This is a genomic window from Rhizobium sp. UFLA01-1127 (assembly GCF_059803845.1).
Genome location: NZ_JAUQTZ010000140.1, coordinates 1 through 16,053 on the forward strand (window position 1 = coordinate 1; position 16,053 = coordinate 16,053).

The following is a 16,053-nucleotide window of genomic DNA, read 5'->3' on the forward strand; positions in this document are numbered from 1 at the left end:
GCAGCGGGCGAAGCGTGAGCGTCATTCTGGCCGAATACGGCATACCCGACTATATCCGCCTGCGCACGGATATCATCGTCCGCCTGCCGACAAGCGAGGAGGCGAAGCAGCTCTGCCAGTCCATGTCCCAGCCTGTCGTTGTGCTGAGAAAGGTGGACGTCGATCTCAAGGGCACGCCGATCTCCTATGCGGAATCGGTCTGGCCAGGTGAACGCGTGCAGTTCTCGATCGACAATACCAGCCAGCTTCTGGACGTGCTTGCGCGCGGCGAAGCCGGCTGAACGGATCGTTTCCGCACGATTGTACCCCTGACGCGCCGAATGACCTGCCCGTTGCGACATGCTAATATGTGGTCCGACAGACGCGCAGGGGGATGGCGATGTTGGAAACGGACAAGGTATTTTCCGGCTCGATTCCGGAAAATTACGACCGGCACATGGTGCCGCTGATTTTCGAACCTTATGCCGCAGATATTGCAAGACGAGCCGCGTCTCTTACGCCGAGCGCCGTCTTGGAGATTGCGGCGGGCACCGGCGTTGTCACGCGCACGCTGACGCCAAAGCTATCTCCCGCCGCAAGCTACGTCGTCACCGACCTCAATCAGCCGATGCTCGACTACGCGGCTTCGCGGCAGCCTCCGGACAGTCGCCTGGCATGGCGCCAAGCGGATGCCATGGCGCTGCCGTTTGAAAATGCGGCTTTCGATCTCGTTCTTTGCCAATTCGGCGCCATGTTCTTTCCCGATCGCATCTCGGCCTATCGCGAAGCAAAGCGCGTTCTGAAGCCCGGCGGGCATTTCCTGTTCAACGTATGGGATCGTATCGAGGAGAATATCTTCGCCGATGATGTGACGAAGGCTCTGGCCAGGTTTTTTCCAAACGATCCGCCGCGCTTTCTGGCGCGTACGCCGCATGGCTATCACGATGTGAGCCAGATCAGCAGCGATCTAGAGAATGCCGGTTTCTCCGATGTCGAAATCGAGACGCGGGCCGAACAGAGCCGGGCACCCTCGCCGCGCCTTCCGGCCGTTGCCTATTGTCAGGGAACCCTTCTTCGCAATGAAATCGAGGCCAGGGAAGCGGGGACGCTGCAGGCTGCAACGGACTATGCGGCCGCCGCACTTGCAGAGAGACACGGCAGCGGTGAGGTTGCGGCTAAAATTCAGGCGCATGTCATCTTGGCTGCAGCCTGAGGCGCGTCGCGATCTTTCAGCTTCGCTTCTTGTGCCTCCCGGGTTTCTGACTTCATGCATGTCGTTTTCGCAAAGCCGCACTTTGCGCGCCATGCTTCATGTGTCCGAAGTTTAACTGAAGAATAACCATGATTTGAAGCAAGCCCACTGATTCATGCGCGCGGCGACGAGTTGTTATATCGTCCAAGATACCAAATGGAGATCCGAGGTAATATTGACTGAGATTTCTGGTGAAGTTTTATCGGGAAATACTTGAGGGTGGGGGTGCGGGCAGCGATGCCGGCAAATCCCCCCGTATGCTTCTGAATCTTCAAGTTCTGCGCGCGCTGGCAGCCTTGTCCGTCGTTGTTGCCCATGCTTTGCACGAGACCGGGTTCCTTGCCGCAGCGACGGGACGGGCGGCGGTCGATGGCTCCGCGTGGAATCTCGGTTTCGGCGTCGACATATTCTTCGTCCTCTCCGGTTTCATCATGACCCACACGGCCGCTTGCGAATTCGGCAAAAGCGGCGCTCCGCTGCGCTTCTTCCTGCGGCGCTGCGCCCGCGTCATCCCGCTCTACTGGCTGTTGACCAGCATCATGCTGCTCGGCGCGCTTGCGGCTCCCTCGCTGCTTGCCGTTCCCATCGGAACCGTATCCCATATCCTCGCATCCTATTTTTTCATTCCGTCCGGACGTGGCGTCGATGAGGTCAGGCCGGTGCTTGCACTGGGATGGACCCTGAACTACGAGATGCTGTTCTATGTGTTCTTCTCTTTAGCACTCCTGCTGCCGATAAGGCTCGGTATCGTCTGGCTGTCGGTGCTGATGGTCGGGATGGCGCTCGTCGGAAATCTCGTCGATCCGAGCCATGTCCAGATAGCTTTCTGGACAAGCCCCATCATTCTGGAGTTCCTGTTCGGCGTCCATGTCGCGTTGATCTTTCGCAGCGGCGTGAGGATCGGTGTGGGAGCGGCGCTTGGGTTCGTAGCCATTGGCCTTCTCGGCTTCGTGCGTGTCTCTGCTCCCTGGGACGATGCGGCCTTGCCGCAATTCCTGCGGAGCGGCCTGCCCGCGGCCCTGTTCGTTCTTGCAGCCGCAATCGGTCCTGTCTTGCCTCACAGGAAGATTGTCTTATGGGGTGTTGCCTTGGGAGATGCCTCCTATAGCCTCTATCTGGCCCATCCCTTCATCCTGCGGCCGATGCGGGCCATCTGGACGAAGGTGATCGGCGGGGCTCTTCCTCTTGGCTTGTTCACCCTCTTCTCGACGCTTGCTGCCGCCCTGTTTGCTCTGGCGCTTTTTCAAGGCGTCGAGAGACCGCTTACGAGCCGGGTTCAGAGCATCGTGCTTCGTTCCAGGCGGCATAAGCGGATATCGACCGGCACCCTTCCGGCGGCCGAGACCGAAAGCGTCTGAACCAAACAGGATGCGTGCTTCCTCAGGCCTCCAAGGATCGGCGGCCACAGGGGCATGACTGCAGGGCCGTTCAATCGGCCCATTCCGGATCGGTCGTGAAAGCGATCGTCAGCCAACGGTCCGGACCTTCGTCGCCGATCGCTTCACCGATTTCGTCGCGGATATGGTCCCATTCCTCCAGCTTCCTTGCCGGCCCGTTCGGCGGCACGATGAAGTAGAGTTCGACCTGCTTGCCGCGCCCGACACGGGCGACATAGGAGCGGTAGGACAGAAAGGCGTAGCGCCGGACGATCTCGCTTGCCACCTGGTCGACATGGTCTCTGAGATCGGAAGGCGTCACGAGCAGGATATCGGCAAAGGCCTGCTTGATCGTTCCGATCGGCATTGGAATGACGATGACGCAGACCAGAGCGAGAGCAACCGGATCGACATAGGGCGACATCCATTGCAGGCTTGTTGCCTGAATGAAAAAGCCGAATACGAAGGCGGCGAGCAATGCGCCGCTCAGGCTGCCTGTCATCACCCAGGCCTTGGCGTCCAGGGCGATGAAATTGGATCTGATGGTCTTATTCGCCCGTGTGGCATAGGCGGCCATCACAAAAGCAATGATCATGGTCAGCGCCGCATAGATGATGGCTTGATCGAAGGAGAGATGCCTGCCGCCGGCCATGATGCTGCCGATGGCGTTGAGCAGGGCATAGATCGCGGCCCCCGTCAAAAGGATGCCGTTGAGGCCAAGCACCATGGGTTCGAGATGCCAGAAGCCCATGGTGAAATGCTTGGCGAACTTGCCGGCCGATGTGGTGTTCGTTGCTGAAGACACGATCAGATTGGAAACGATCAGCGCAACGATCGTCATGGTCGCATCCGTGAGCGCGTACACGCCGTCGAAGACGATCGCGTAAGAGCCGGAGAGAAGACCGAAAACGATACCGGCGGCTGCCAGAACGAAGGTCACGACAATGGAAACACGCAGGACGCTTTGTTCGGTTGTCACTTTCCAGTCTCCGGATGGATGTGCGGTATCCGCTTCGGACAATTTCGAAGCTGCGGCGGACTCTTATCGTGTCATTTCACCCGAGCCAATCCGGAAGAACTATGCGTGATACGTCTCGTTCCTATTTGTCGCTATGCCCCTGCCGTCTGAATTCGGTCGGCGTGACGCCAACCAGCTTCTTGAAGTCGCGGGCAAAGTGAAACGGATCGGGATAGCCGCATCTGGCGGCTATCCTGCCGATCTGCTCATCCGTTACCACCAGCAGCGGTTTTGCGGCATTGATGCGCTCGTGGCGAAGCCAGTCGACCGGCGTCGTTCCCATTCTTTGGCGGAAACGCCGAAACAATTGCGCCTGGCTCAGATTGGCGGCCGCGGCGAATTCGCCGACCGTCCATGGATATGTCAGGTCGGCACGGACCGTGTCCATGAGCCGCTGCAGTCGTTGAACCGTTCCGCCGCCGCTACCGCCGTCCGCACGTTCGGACACCAATGAGGAGATCAATTGTGCAAGCAAAGCAAAACAGCGGCTGTCGGCAAGGAAGCCGTTGCCTTCCATTTCATCGAGAATGCCGGTGAACAGCGCCTCCAGATTGGCGGGGTTTGTCATTTCGAAGACCGGATTCGCAATCACGCCGAGGCTGTCAAACAGCGTGTCGAGCCCATATCCGACGAATCCCAGCCACAGATAGGACCAATGCGGGTGACGCGGCTCGCAGCGATGCGAATACAGCATCGAGGAATCCAGCCATGCCATCGTCCCCTTACGCAGAAAGCTCGAGACGCCATTGACCTCAAGCAGACCCTTGCCGCTGAGAGTAAAGATCAGGGTATGCTGGTTGAAACGGTGGGCGATCGGCATTTCTTCAGGCGTACAGAGCCGGCGGCCGGCGGCGAGAAGCGAGTAGGGGAAGGCACGGGACAACCGGCCCGGAGTCTGAAAGAAGACGTCGTCGAGGGGATGGATTTCTGCTGAAGTCGCTTCGTCGGTCATGGCAGGCCGACCCTAACGGAGAATGAGAGTTTTATCCATATGGCTGCGGTTCGCATCCATGTCCATTCGCCGTTCGACGGGGTAATCTGCGGCCGATGAAGCAGAATGGACGAGGTCCTGACCATGGCGCCCGCAAACCCAGCATTCGATCCGCTCTCGCAAGCGTTTGCGGACGATCCCTATGCGGCTTACCGCGAACTGCGCGCCAGCCCGGGTCCGGTCTATTACGAGCATTTCGACATATGGCTGCTGTCGCGCTATCAGGATGTCGCTGCCGCGGCCGCCGACAAGACGCTCGTGCGCTCCCTCGAATTCTTTCTTTCTCCGGAGGAGATAGAGGAACAGAAGGTTCGGCAGAACTGGCACGACATGCCGAACCACTCGCGTTTCGTGCAATTCAGCCTTCTGGATTCGGATGGAGAAACCCATGATCGGCTGCGCCGCAAGGTCTTTCGTGAATTCACGCCCGCACTCGTCGCGCGCCAGCGCGGCATGATACAGGATTTCGTCGATCGCCTGGTCGACCGCCTTCTTCAAGCGGGCAGGATCGATTTTGTCGAAGACCTTGCCTCGCAGGTTCCCGGCCACATCATCGGCTCGGTTCTGGGCGTGCCGGAAGAATATGCCGGGCAGCTGCGCAAGTGGTCGGAAGAGGTCGTGCAATATTTCGACGTCGATCGCAGCGCGGAGCGCAAGGCGATCGCCGAGCGTGCAACGACGGAGTTCTACGAGCTGCTCAAGGAGCTGATTGCCGATCGCATGCGTATTCCGCGCGACGATCTTCTCTGTCGGCTGACCGAAGCGCATGTCGCCGGTGAGTTGACCGAAGACGAGCTCGTTTCCACTTGCATGCTGATCCTGATGGCGGGACACGGCTCGACGATTGACGTGCTGGGCAGCGGCATGCATGCGCTGATGCGATATCCCGACGCGCTGGCCAAGCTCAGGAATGCTCCGGCTGTGATGTCGACCGCTATCCAGGAAATGTTCCGCTACGAGTCGCCGCTGCCTTTCTTTCATCGCTACCTGACGGAAGAGAAGACGATTGCCGGCCAGCGCCTGCCGAGGGGCACGAAGATCGGCCTGCTCTATGGCGCCGCCAATCGCGATCCCGAGCAGTTCGAAGCACCGGATGAGTTCAATGTCGAGCGGACCCCCAATCGCCATCTGGCCTTCGGCGGCGGCGCACATTTCTGTCTTGGCAATCATCTGGCGCGTCTGGACATGGAGATCATTTTCTCGACGCTGCTGAACCGCACCCGTTCCATCGAATTGCTGGATGAACGCCCCGCCTATAAGCGCGGGCTTTCAGTGCGTGGCCCGAAACGTCTCGACATCAGCCTCGTTGCCGCTTGAGCGGATTTACCGAAAGTATGGAGAGTGCAATGTGTGAAATCGTGTTCATCGATTCCGGCGGTCGCGAAACGCGCGTTAAGGCACAGGATGGTGAGACCTTGATGGCCGTCGCCGTCAGGAGCGGCGTCGATGGCATCGTGGCGCAATGCGGCGGCGCCTTGGCCTGCGGCACCTGTCACTGCTATATCGAGCAGCCGCATCTCGGCCTGCTGCCGCCGCCTTCCGAAGAGGAAGCGACGATGATCGAATTCGTGATGGAGCCGGCACCGAACAGCCGCCTCAGCTGCCAGATCCTTGCAAGCAGCGTCGTCGATGGCATGCGCGTCGTCGTGCCGGACAGCCAGCAATAAGAGCGGGCATCGAATGGAGACCTGAAGATTCGAACCTGTCGAAAGCTCGGCAAAGACGCCTGCACGTTTATGGAGCTATTCTCTCAGTGTTGCAATCCATGCTGATCATTGCGGCAGACGCGCATCGCGGCGCACGGAATGCTGGATACCTGCGGGATTGGTGGCAATGAGGCGGCGTATGGTTGTCGGAACCAGGCCGAAGCGGTCGAGCCCGGCCTGCGTCGAAGGCGCCCAGCGAAATTCGAGGTCGGCGCTACCGTCCCTTATGCGATGCACGATTTCCGTTTCGTGAAATGGTGGTGGTTGCAGCAGTTCCGCCTCATAATAGAAGCCGACTTCGTGAACGCGTCGGCCGGCAAATTCGAAAAAATTCTCGATGATGAAGCGCAAGGGGCCGACAGTTGCCTTGCAGCCGATTTCCTCTTCGATCTCGCGGGCGAGAGTTTCGGCGCCCGCCTCATGAAACTCGACCCGGCCACCGGGCAAAGACCAGAAGGTGTCTGCAAGCGCACGGTGAATGAGGATATGATCGCCATGGCGGATCAATGCGCCTGCGCGCAGTTGAAAGCGGGAATTTTCGGAATCCATGACGATCATGGTTCTTGTGGTTTGTACCATGGCCGGCCTCCGATTGCGCGATGAGGTGGAAATTATTTGTCAGCATCGACTTCTGGTTACAAGATGTAGTGAAGCGGTTTAAAGATTGTTTTCTCTTGGTTCATTTTCCCAATCGAGCGGGCCTTGGCGATGCGTTTCGTGAATCCGATCCCTTTTGTCTCCGATATCGAGCGCTCGAAGACATTTTACCGTGACCTGTTGGGCCTGAAGATCCTCAATGACTTCGGCAGTTTCGTATTGTTTGAGACCGGCTTTTCGATTCACGAAGGAAAATCGCTGGAGCAAACGATCTGGAAGCATGGATTTGAAAATTCCGAGCCATATGGGCGTCGAAACATCCTTCTCTATTTCGAACATGAGGATGTGGATGCAGCGTTTGAAGCCATCGCACCGCATGCAGACCTCATCCATCCCGTTGAAAGGCAGGAATGGGGCCAGAGGGTCTTCCGCTTTTATGATCCTGACGGTCATGCGGTGGAGATCGGCGAGCCCCAGTGAAACGGAAGCAATCAGCCTCTCAAGGCGTCGAATATCGCCGATGCCACGACGACCTCCGTTCCTGCCAGGCCGACCGAACAGAAAAGAGTCGTATCAATCGGCGATATCCGGCCCGCAGCGTTGCTTGCAACGATATCGGCAAGCTCCTTTATGCGATGTTCGTGACGTGATCCCGCCAGGAAAAAGGGCGAGACATAGGCCCGTGTTTGCGCAAGGGAATCTGTCACGATCAGGTCGGCGGCATCTGCTATATCAAGGCCGAGTTCATAACCTTTTAGCGTCTTCGGGCCTAGCGTGTTGATATGCGCGCCTCGCTTTAGCTGCGACGCATAAATGACCGGTACATCGCTGCTGGTCGCGCAAAGCACGATATCGGCGTCCGAGACAGCTTCGCCCGCACCGTCGACAGGATTTACCTCTATATTCAGTAGGTGCTGCATTTCCTTGGCGAAAGTCTTGCGGTTTTTCTCGTCTCGGCTGAAGACTCGTACAGACTCTATTTCGCGAACAGCGGCAGTGGCGATCAATTGGGTTCGCGCTTGGGCGCCGCTGCCTATGACGCCAACGGTTCTGGCATTGGAAGCGCTCAGATGGCGGATGGCGATACCCCCGATCGCTCCTGTCCTGATTTGGCCAAGGCGCTCACCAAGAACGACACCCTTGAGCTTCGCATCGTTGGCGGACCAAACGGCAACGATTTGCGAATGTTCCGGCCCATCGAACGTCTCGTAGATGCGAAAGCCGGCGAGCGGTCTTTCGCCGAGTATGCCGCCGACCGTAAATACCAGATCGCCGCTGCCGGCAAATGAGACATGATGCCGGGGCGGGGAGACGAACATGCCCGCTGCTTTGGCGGCGAAAGCAGTTTCCAAGGCCTTGATTGCGACTGGCATCATAGCCGCGCTGGCCAGATCTTCGTCTTTCAGTATCTTCATTTTGGCGGATCTCCTTCTGCGTGCTACCTTGCAACCTCAACCGTGGTTGAGGTCAAGTGACGGCCGGCGCCATGCGAGATTTTTCAGATGTAAGCCAACCGAGCGCTCGGTGCAGATACCCAAGGTGAGGATATACATCCATGCAACGCGGGGTGCAGAGCCTTGCGTCAGACAGATTTAGCGCCTCGCAGGCCCCGGCAACTTTCGCGAGGGCCGGCCGTTGGTTGACACGGACTGAACCTTCAAGCCCGATTTTCTACTGTGCGCCGTTCGATCTCGGCAGGTTCTCGACGACGGTCAGGATCCTGTAGGCCGCCGAAACGCGGGCTGGGATTGGAAAGTTCCTGTTTGCCAGCAGCACGATGCCGACCTGCTGGGCGGGAATGAAGACTGCGTAGGCGCCGAAGCCGTTCGTCGAACCCGTTTTATTCAGGAGCACATCCTTGCGCGGCGGCTGCGGCGGATCGAGGCGGACGACCTTGTGCGGCACACGTGCCATATCGGATGAATTGCCGGCCAGCAGCCGGGCAAGCGTTGTCGGATAGGCATAGGTCTCCCAGCCGAGGGCCTGCGTCATGTTGTCGATGCGGTAGTAGCCGGCATGTGTCGCATCGATTGCTCGCTGAAGTGGGTCATCGAGCTTTGCGTCGCCCATATTGGCTTCGAGAAAGGCAAGCATGTCGGAGGCAGTGGTCTTGATACCGTAGGCCTGGGCGTCCAGAACGCCGGGATCGACGCGGATCGGCTTGCCCCGCTTCGAATAGCCATAGGCATAGTTGTCCATCTCGGATGGCGGAACGCGAACATAGGTATGGCGGAGGCCGAGGGCGGCAATGATTTTTTCCTGCATCAGCCGATCGAACGGCTCGCCGATCGCCTGTGCTGCCAGATAACCAAACAGGCCGATACTGGGGTTTGAATACTGCCGGTACGTGCCGGGCGCAAAGGAAGGATGCCAGTTGCGATAATAGGCAACCATCTTGTCCTGGTCCGTCACGCCGTCGGGAAACTGCAGCGGCAAGCCGCCTGCGGTATATGTGCCGAGATCGAGGAGGCTGATCTTGTCGAAGCTGCTGCCCGAGAGCTCCGGCATGTATTTTGCAGCCTTGTCCGAGAAGGATAGCTTCCCGCTGATCTGGGCGTAAGAGCCAAGGGCTGCCGTAAAGGTCTTGCTGATGGAGCCGAGCTCGAAGATCGTGTCGTTCGTTACCTTCCGGCCGCTTTCCTTCGAAGCGACGCCGTAGTTGAAGATGTAGCGCCTGCCCTTGACCGTGATTGCGATCGCAAGTCCCGGTACGTCGTTTTCCTTCATGAGCGGGCGGATGGTCTCGTTGACGGCCCGCTCCAGCCGTTCCTGGTCAATGCCTTCGGCGTGGGCGCCGATCCCGTAAAAAAGGCAGCCCGCAGCGATGCCGAGCTTCTGCAGCCAAATGAAATGCTTATTCAAGATGATATCCTCATTGTGTTGAGCGACCACGCAGGATGAGCGCTCGAAAAGGGGCAATGTCGCAGGTTCTTGGTGGTGGCGGCGAGAGCCGCTGGGCGGCCCTGATCTCAGATCCCTGCGGCGATCCGGCCGATCTCGGCGATGATGGCGTTGCGTTCACCGGCTGCGATTTCAGGTATCTCGCAATAGGCCGTTACGATGATGGGCGCGCGGTTCGCCGGCCATAGCACTGCGATATCGTTGGCATTGCCGGCCTTGTCGTCGCTGGTTCCGGTCTTGTCGCCCACCAGCCAATCCTTCGCGACGCCGGCGCGCAAACGGGCATCGCCGGTCTTCGTGGTGATCAGCCATGCGGCCAGCTGCGAGCGTGATGCTGCCGAAAGTACATCGGCAAACAAGAGCCGCCGCAGATTTTCCAGCATGGCTGCCGCTGTCGTCGTATCGCGCAGATCCTCCGGAGTATCATGGTAGTTCAGTTGGGGCTCGATACGGTCGAGGCGGGTAGTTTCATCGCCAAGGCTGCGGCAGAAGGCCGTGATTGCCCCCGGGCCGCCGAAGCTTGCAAGCAGCAGATTGGCCGCCGTGTTGTCGCTGAGCGTCACCGCTGCCGCGCAAAGTTCCGCGACGGTCATGCCGCCGTCTCCCACATGCGCCTTCGTCGCAGGCGAGCCGCCGATGAGGTTGCTCTTCGTGTAACGGATTCGCCGGTCGAGCTTTTCTTTGCCCTTGTCGACGCGGGCAAGCACAAGACCTGCCGCCAGCGCCTTGAAGGTACTGCACATCAGGATGCGTTCGCCGGCGCGGTGCTCGATGCGCCTGCCGCTTGCCATGTCGAGAATGCTGACACAGATGCGGCCTGGATGCTTGCTTTCGAGCGCGGCAAGCCGCGCTTCCTCCGAATGATCGTCAGCAGTGCGTCCAATACCGCTCATGCCCGCCAGAACGGGCAGCGCAAGCAGGCTGCCGGCAAGGCTTTGCCGGCGCGACAATAAGATCGTCATCTTGTTTCCACTTCGATTTTACGTTGGGCAAAGGTGTGCCTGGCAAGCCCGTGGACGTCATTGGGATCAGGCAAGATCACCTTGCGGGACGGACTATCGCGCCGCTTCCTGCCCTAGACAAACGATCAATTCTGGGCTTAGACATGAGAAAAACTTGGCCTTCGGACACAAATGGACATTTCTCAGCTGCCGCTCAACGCTTTGCGTGTCTTCGAGGCCTCGGCGCGGCATTGCAGCTTCACGCGGGCGGGCCTGGAACTGCGGGTCACGCAGACGGCGATTAGCCATCAGGTCAAGGCGCTGGAGGATGTACTTGGCGTGACCCTCTTCAAGCGCCTGCCGCGCGGTCTTGCTCTGACCGATGAGGGGCATGCGCTGCTGCCGGTGCTGACCGACGCGTTTCGCCGCATGAGTGCCACGCTCAGCCAGCTGGAAGAGGGGAATTTTGCCGAAATCCTGACTGTCGGTGTCGTCGGCACCTTTGCCATTGGCTGGCTTTTGCCGCGCCTGGCGAGTTTCAAGGCGCAGCAGCCGCATGTCGATCTGCGCTTGAAGACCAACAACAACCGCGCCGACATGGTGCTCGATGGCCTGGATTTCTTCCTGCGCTTCGGTGACGGTGCATGGCATGGAACCGAGGCGATCCATCTTCTGGATGCGCCGCTGTCGCCTGTCTGCACGCCAGCGATCGGCGAACGATTGCGCATGCCCGCCGATCTCGCCGCTGTCGAGCTTTTGCGATCCTATCGGGTCGATGAATGGTCGCTTTGGTTCAGGGCCGCGGGTTTGCCGCCTCCGCATCTCCGGGGCTGGATGTTCGATTCGTCGCTGACGCTGGTGGAGGCTGCCGCCCGTGGCGTCGGCGTCGCGCTGGTGCCGGTTGCCATGTTCTCCCATGATATTCAGGCCGGCAGGATCATGCAGCCGTTCCCGATCACCGCGACGACCGGCAGCTATTGGCTGACGCGGCTGAAATCGCGGGCAGAGACAACGTCGATGAAGGCATTTCGCCAATGGCTGCTTGCGGAAATAGAGGAAATGCCGGGATAGGATAGATCGGCGAAACGGCCCCGGTCGTGTCCGAGACCGTTGGTGTCGAGCCGCTGGAATGCCGTCGATGGCGATGAGATGGCTCGGCTTCAGCTTGCGAGCTTCAGCCTGACGGCCCCGGTCCGCGTGCCCGAACGTACCGTCTTGAACCGGCCGACCAGCCCCGCCAATTCGTTGCTGATGTCGGCGAGGTGCCGGGTCGAGGCATTCGTCTCTTCCATCAGCGCGACGTTCTGCTGGGTCATCTGATCCATGTTGCGCACCGCGGAGTTGATCTCGCTGATGCCGACGGCCTGCTCCTGCGTCGAGCGCGCGATGGCGCCGACATTCCTGTCGATGGAGGCGACCTGGTTGCCGATCTGTGCCAAGGCCTCGCCGGTCCGGTTGACCAGTTCGACGCCGCGGCGCACGTCGTTCGATGATTTGTCGATCAGATCCTTGATTTCCTTTGCAGCCGTTGCCGAGCGCTGTGCCAGCTCGCGGACTTCTTGCGCGACGACGGCGAAGCCCTTGCCCTGATCGCCGGCTCGTGCCGCCTCCACGCCGGCATTCAATGCCAGCAGATTGGTCTGAAAGGCGATATCGTCGATGACGGAGATGATGTCGGTCATCTTGCGGGAAGAGGTTTCGATGTCGTCCATGGCCGAAACGGCCTGCTGAACCACTTCACGGGACCGCTCCGCCTCGGAAGCGGATTCTTTTACGATCGCCTGAACCTCGCGCGTCCGCTCGGCCGTCTGTTCCGAGATCGTCGTGATCTGGTCGATGGCGGCCGCACTTTCCTCGAGCGCGGACGCCTGCTGCTCCGTGCGCCGTACCATGTTGTCGGCAGCAGAGGAGATCGAACCGGCCTCGTCGCGAACGCGCGTCACCGAATCCTCGATGCGCTGCATTGCCGTACCGAGGGATGCGAGCGATGCGTTGTAGTTGCTTTTCAGAACTTCGAACTCGGCCGAAAGGGCGTCTGTGATATCAGCCGTCAGATCGCCGTTTGCAAGGCCCTTCAGCGCAAGGCCAAGCGCATTGAGGGCGCGCTCCTGTTCGCCTTGTGCGGCAGCCCGCTCCGTTTCGGCCCGATCGCGCTCATCGGCCAGCACCTGCAGGTAGACCGAGATGCCGTAGTCCATGTCGAGGAGCGCCGCCTTGATGATTGCCGACAGCCGCCGGGACAGGGCCTGCGCGTGTTTGCGCTGCATGAAGCCCTTGAGCTGCTGCTCGACGATCGACCGCACCACGCCATCGACGATCAGCGCGTAGCCGCCGATGTACCAGCGCGGTTCGAGCCCCAGGCGGGCGTGGGTCCTGCCAATGGCAGAGACGGCCTCGACGTAATCGGGGCCGTATTTGCCCGACGCGATCGTCTTCCAATGGTCCTGCTGCCTGGATTTGGCATGCATCACATGCTGCTGGGACGAGAAGAACTTCGACATTGCCGGATGTCTGGCGATCTTTTCGTAGAAGCTGTCCAGGGAGCCCTTGACGGCAGCTTCGATAATGGGCTGCAGCTCTGCAAGAGCCTGCCGCGCATCCTGTCCCAGTCCAACAAAGTCGAGCCGATCGTTCAACTCGTCCATTTTCGATGCGCGCACCATGATCTGCTCCATGAAAGAAATTACAAGCAGTTAGGGCACAGTCATGGTTAAAAATTCATTAGATTTTGGTCTTATTTTCGGTGCTCGATTGGCTATTTCACATGAGCTTCTTGCGGCCAGGCACATTGCAGCAGCATTGCCCCGCGCGATCTCATCTGTTAAACGCATAGCCATCAAATGTACCGCTGCGGAGCTATTGGTATGGGGAGCCTAAAGTCAGCAGATAGATAGGCCGCAACAGCTTTTGTTGTTGCGGCGTGCTGTTGAACCCATCCCGATTGAAGCTGGAGGCAGACGCCGCCCGATTTCTCATTCGTGCGGAATTTTCTCATGTCTGACATACGCCCGTCCTGGGCCTACACGCTGCCGGCGGCGTTGCTGCTGATGGCGCCTTTCGACATCCTCGCCTCGTTGGCCATGGATATCTACCTTCCCGTCGTACCCTCGATGCCCGGCATTTTGAACACGACACCTGCGGTGATCCAGCTGACGCTGAGCCTCTATATGATCATGCTGGGCGTCGGGCAGGTTCTGTTCGGCCCGCTTTCCGATCGTATCGGCCGGCGTCCTGTCCTGCTTTCGGGCGCAATTCTGTTTGCCGCCGCCTCCCTAGGAGCGGCGCTGTCATCGACAGCCGCAGCCTTCGTGCTTTGCCGCCTGCTGCAGGCCATGGGCGCCTCCGCAGCCTTGGTCGCGACCTTTGCGACCGTGCGGGACGTTTACGGCAATCGCCCGGAGCAGGCCATCATCTATGCCACGTTCGGCTCGATACTGTCCTTCGTGCCTGCGCTCGGCCCCATAGCAGGTGCGATGATTGCCGACCGGTACGGATGGCGTGCCATCTTCATATTGCTTGCGTTTCTGGCGCTGGCTGCGTCATTCCACGCCATGGCGAAGTGGCATGAAACGAGGCCTCAGGGGTCGAGTGGGCCGCGTCGCTCCATCCGGCTTATCTTCAAAAGCCGCTCGTTCTGGACCTACACATTGGCCTTCAGCGCGGGCATGGGTGCATTCTTCGTGTTCTTCTCGATCGCTCCGCGCGTGCTGATCGGCCGGGCCGGCTATTCGCAGCTCGGCTTCAGCATCGCCTTTGCAACGGTCGCCGTGGTGATGATCGTCGCGGCCCGTTTTGCCGGATTATTCGTTAGGAAATGGGGCGTTGCGGGCTGCGTTGCGCGGGGGATGGCACTGCTGCTTGCCGGCGCGGCTGCTCTTGCAGTCGGTCAGCTCTGCGGCACGCCGTCTTTCACCACCCTGGTGCTTCCGATGTGGATCATGGCGGTCGGCATCGTCTTAGCAGGATCGGTGACGGCCAACGGGGCGCTGGCGGAATTCGGCGACATCGCCGGATCGGCCGTGGCGTTCTATTTCTGTATGCAGAGTTTAATTGTGAGTCTGATCGGGACGCTAGCGGTCGCCGCGCTGAATGGTGATAGCGCATGGCCGCTTGTGGTTTTCTCTGCCGTCATGGCGCTTCTGGTATTGGCAGCACTTCATAGGCTGCGGCGTCACAACGCTGTTGCCTGATCTGCCAAGCTTGCGTCTATCACCGGATAACATCTGAAACGGCCGCCCGCGAAGGTCAGCTTTCGCGGGCGGTCAGCTTTGTCTCTTCCTGCTTTCAGGACTGTCTTAGCGCCATCCCAGCGCCGGCGCGACATGGGTCAGAATGCTCTCGATGACATGGGCGTTATAGTCGACCCCGAGCTGGTTCGGCACGGTCAAAAGCAGCGTGTCTGCCGCGGCGATGGCTTCGTCCTTTGCCAGCTCTTCGATCAGCAAATCCGGTTCCGCGGCATAGCTGCGGCCGAAAATGGCGCGGGTTTTTTCATCGATGAAGCCGATCTTGTCGGCATCCTGGCCGCTATGGCCGAAATAGGCGCGGTCGAGATCGTTCACCAATGCGAAGATGCTGCGGCTCACTGAAACCCGTGGCTCGCGCTCGTGTCCGGCCTCTTTCCAGGCTTGGCGGTAGAGCCTGATCTGGTCGGCCTGCTGGACGTGGAAGGGCAGGCCGCTTTCATCGTCCTTGAGCGTCGAGCTTTGCAGGTTCATGCCGAGTTTTGCTGCCCATATCGCCGTCGCGTTGGAGCCGGCACCCCACCAGATCCTGTCGCGCAGGCCTTCCGAATAGGGCTCCAGCCGCAGAAGACCCGGAGGATTGGGGAACATCGGCCGCGGGTTCGGCTGCGCAAAGCCTTCGCCGCGGAGAAGATCGAGCAGCACTTCCGTGTGCCGGCGCCCCATGTCGGCGTCGCTTTCGCCTTCCATCGGCGTGTAGCCGAAGTGGCGCCATCCGTCGATCACCTGTTCAGGTGAGCCGCGGCTGATGCCGAGCTGCAGCCGGCCGCCGGCGATGAGATCGGCAGCACCCGCATTCTCGGCCATATAGAATGGATTTTCATAGCGCATGTCGATGACAGCGGTGCCTGTTTCGATACGGCTGGTCTTCGCGCCGACAGCGGCCAGCAGTGGGAAGGGCGATGCGAGCTGGCGTGCGAAGTGATGCACGCGGAAATAGGCACCGTCCGCGCCCAATTCTTCGGCCGCGACAGCAAGGTCGATCGATTGCAGCAGCGTGTCGCCCGCGGATCGAGTTTGCGACTGGGACGAGGGCGTCCAGTGGCCG

General features: G+C 59.7%; 16 protein-coding genes. 8 read left to right on the forward strand and 8 right to left on the reverse strand.

What is annotated here, in order from left to right:
* From Q4Q11_RS25875 to Q4Q11_RS25885, 3 genes are all read left to right on the forward strand, one after another.
* Positions 1–281: UTRA domain-containing protein (locus Q4Q11_RS25875; RefSeq protein WP_498571266.1), on the forward strand; the 281-nt coding region annotated here is incomplete at its 5' end.
* Between the two features lie 98 nt (positions 282–379).
* Positions 380–1,192: a class I SAM-dependent methyltransferase gene (locus tag Q4Q11_RS25880; RefSeq protein ID WP_498571267.1), complete on the forward strand. Its 813-nt coding sequence runs from the start codon at positions 380–382 to the stop codon at positions 1,190–1,192.
* A 230-nt stretch (positions 1,193–1,422) separates the two neighbouring features.
* Positions 1,423–2,589 carry an acyltransferase family protein gene (locus Q4Q11_RS25885; protein WP_498571268.1) on the forward strand — a complete coding sequence of 389 codons (1,167 nt, stop codon included), beginning with the start codon at positions 1,423–1,425 and terminating at the stop codon, positions 2,587–2,589.
* Positions 2,590–2,659: 70 nt separating this feature from the next.
* Here Q4Q11_RS25885 and Q4Q11_RS25890 read toward each other — a convergent pair whose 3' ends face one another.
* Together Q4Q11_RS25890 and Q4Q11_RS25895 are read right to left on the reverse strand one after the other, a co-directional pair.
* Positions 2,660–3,586 (reverse strand): cation diffusion facilitator family transporter, encoded by a 927-nt coding sequence (locus Q4Q11_RS25890; RefSeq protein WP_498571269.1) that lies wholly within the window; start codon positions 3,584–3,586, stop codon positions 2,660–2,662.
* Positions 3,587–3,707: 121 nt separating this feature from the next.
* Positions 3,708–4,577: a helix-turn-helix transcriptional regulator gene (locus Q4Q11_RS25895; RefSeq protein WP_498571270.1), complete on the reverse strand. Its 870-nt coding sequence runs from the start codon at positions 4,575–4,577 to the stop codon at positions 3,708–3,710.
* 123 nt (positions 4,578–4,700) lie between these two features.
* Here Q4Q11_RS25895 and Q4Q11_RS25900 point away from each other — a divergent pair, with 123 nt between their 5' ends.
* Both Q4Q11_RS25900 and Q4Q11_RS25905 read left to right on the forward strand, forming a co-directional pair.
* Entirely contained in the window at positions 4,701–5,933 is a 1,233-nt protein-coding gene (locus Q4Q11_RS25900) for a cytochrome P450 (RefSeq protein WP_498571278.1), read from the forward strand.
* 29 nt (positions 5,934–5,962) lie between these two features.
* Positions 5,963–6,283: a 2Fe-2S iron-sulfur cluster-binding protein gene (locus tag Q4Q11_RS25905; protein ID WP_113215072.1), complete on the forward strand. Its 321-nt coding sequence runs from the start codon at positions 5,963–5,965 to the stop codon at positions 6,281–6,283.
* A 105-nt stretch (positions 6,284–6,388) separates the two neighbouring features.
* Here Q4Q11_RS25905 and Q4Q11_RS25910 read toward each other — a convergent pair whose 3' ends face one another.
* The gene (locus tag Q4Q11_RS25910; RefSeq protein ID WP_498571271.1) at positions 6,389–6,901 is read right to left on the reverse strand and encodes an NUDIX hydrolase; all 513 of its coding nucleotides are present in this window, start codon (positions 6,899–6,901) and stop codon (positions 6,389–6,391) included.
* A 129-nt stretch (positions 6,902–7,030) separates the two neighbouring features.
* Here Q4Q11_RS25910 and Q4Q11_RS25915 point away from each other — a divergent pair, with 129 nt between their 5' ends.
* Positions 7,031–7,399 (forward strand): VOC family protein, encoded by a 369-nt coding sequence (locus Q4Q11_RS25915; RefSeq protein ID WP_113215074.1) that lies wholly within the window; start codon positions 7,031–7,033, stop codon positions 7,397–7,399.
* A gap of 11 nt (positions 7,400–7,410) precedes the next feature.
* Here the strand turns inward: Q4Q11_RS25915 and Q4Q11_RS25920 are convergent, their stop codons facing one another.
* From Q4Q11_RS25920 to bla, 3 genes are all read right to left on the reverse strand, one after another.
* Positions 7,411–8,334 (reverse strand): ornithine cyclodeaminase family protein, encoded by a 924-nt coding sequence (locus tag Q4Q11_RS25920; protein WP_498571272.1) that lies wholly within the window; start codon positions 8,332–8,334, stop codon positions 7,411–7,413.
* Positions 8,335–8,590: 256 nt separating this feature from the next.
* On the reverse strand, positions 8,591–9,766 hold the full coding sequence (ampC, locus tag Q4Q11_RS25925) for a class C beta-lactamase (RefSeq protein ID WP_498571279.1): 1,176 nt from the start codon (positions 9,764–9,766) through the stop codon (positions 8,591–8,593).
* Positions 9,767–9,888: 122 nt separating this feature from the next.
* Positions 9,889–10,782 carry a class A beta-lactamase gene (bla, locus tag Q4Q11_RS25930; protein WP_498571273.1) on the reverse strand — a complete coding sequence of 298 codons (894 nt, stop codon included), beginning with the start codon at positions 10,780–10,782 and terminating at the stop codon, positions 9,889–9,891.
* Between the two features lie 171 nt (positions 10,783–10,953).
* On the opposite strand from bla, the gene Q4Q11_RS25935 reads away from it, so the two are divergent.
* A complete protein-coding gene (locus tag Q4Q11_RS25935; RefSeq protein WP_498571274.1) occupies positions 10,954–11,832 on the forward strand; it encodes a LysR family transcriptional regulator in 879 nt (292 codons plus the stop codon).
* 89 nt (positions 11,833–11,921) lie between these two features.
* Here Q4Q11_RS25935 and Q4Q11_RS25940 read toward each other — a convergent pair whose 3' ends face one another.
* Positions 11,922–13,424, reverse strand: coding sequence for a methyl-accepting chemotaxis protein (locus tag Q4Q11_RS25940; RefSeq protein ID WP_498571275.1), 1,503 nt, complete (start codon positions 13,422–13,424; stop codon positions 11,922–11,924).
* Between the two features lie 330 nt (positions 13,425–13,754).
* Here Q4Q11_RS25940 and cml point away from each other — a divergent pair, with 330 nt between their 5' ends.
* Positions 13,755–14,951 (forward strand): CmlA/FloR family chloramphenicol efflux MFS transporter, encoded by a 1,197-nt coding sequence (gene cml, locus Q4Q11_RS25945; RefSeq protein ID WP_498571276.1) that lies wholly within the window; start codon positions 13,755–13,757, stop codon positions 14,949–14,951.
* Positions 14,952–15,056: 105 nt separating this feature from the next.
* Here the strand turns inward: cml and Q4Q11_RS25950 are convergent.
* Positions 15,057–16,053, reverse strand: a 997-nt coding sequence (locus Q4Q11_RS25950; RefSeq protein WP_498571277.1) for an LLM class flavin-dependent oxidoreductase, incomplete at its 5' end; no start/stop codon positions are given.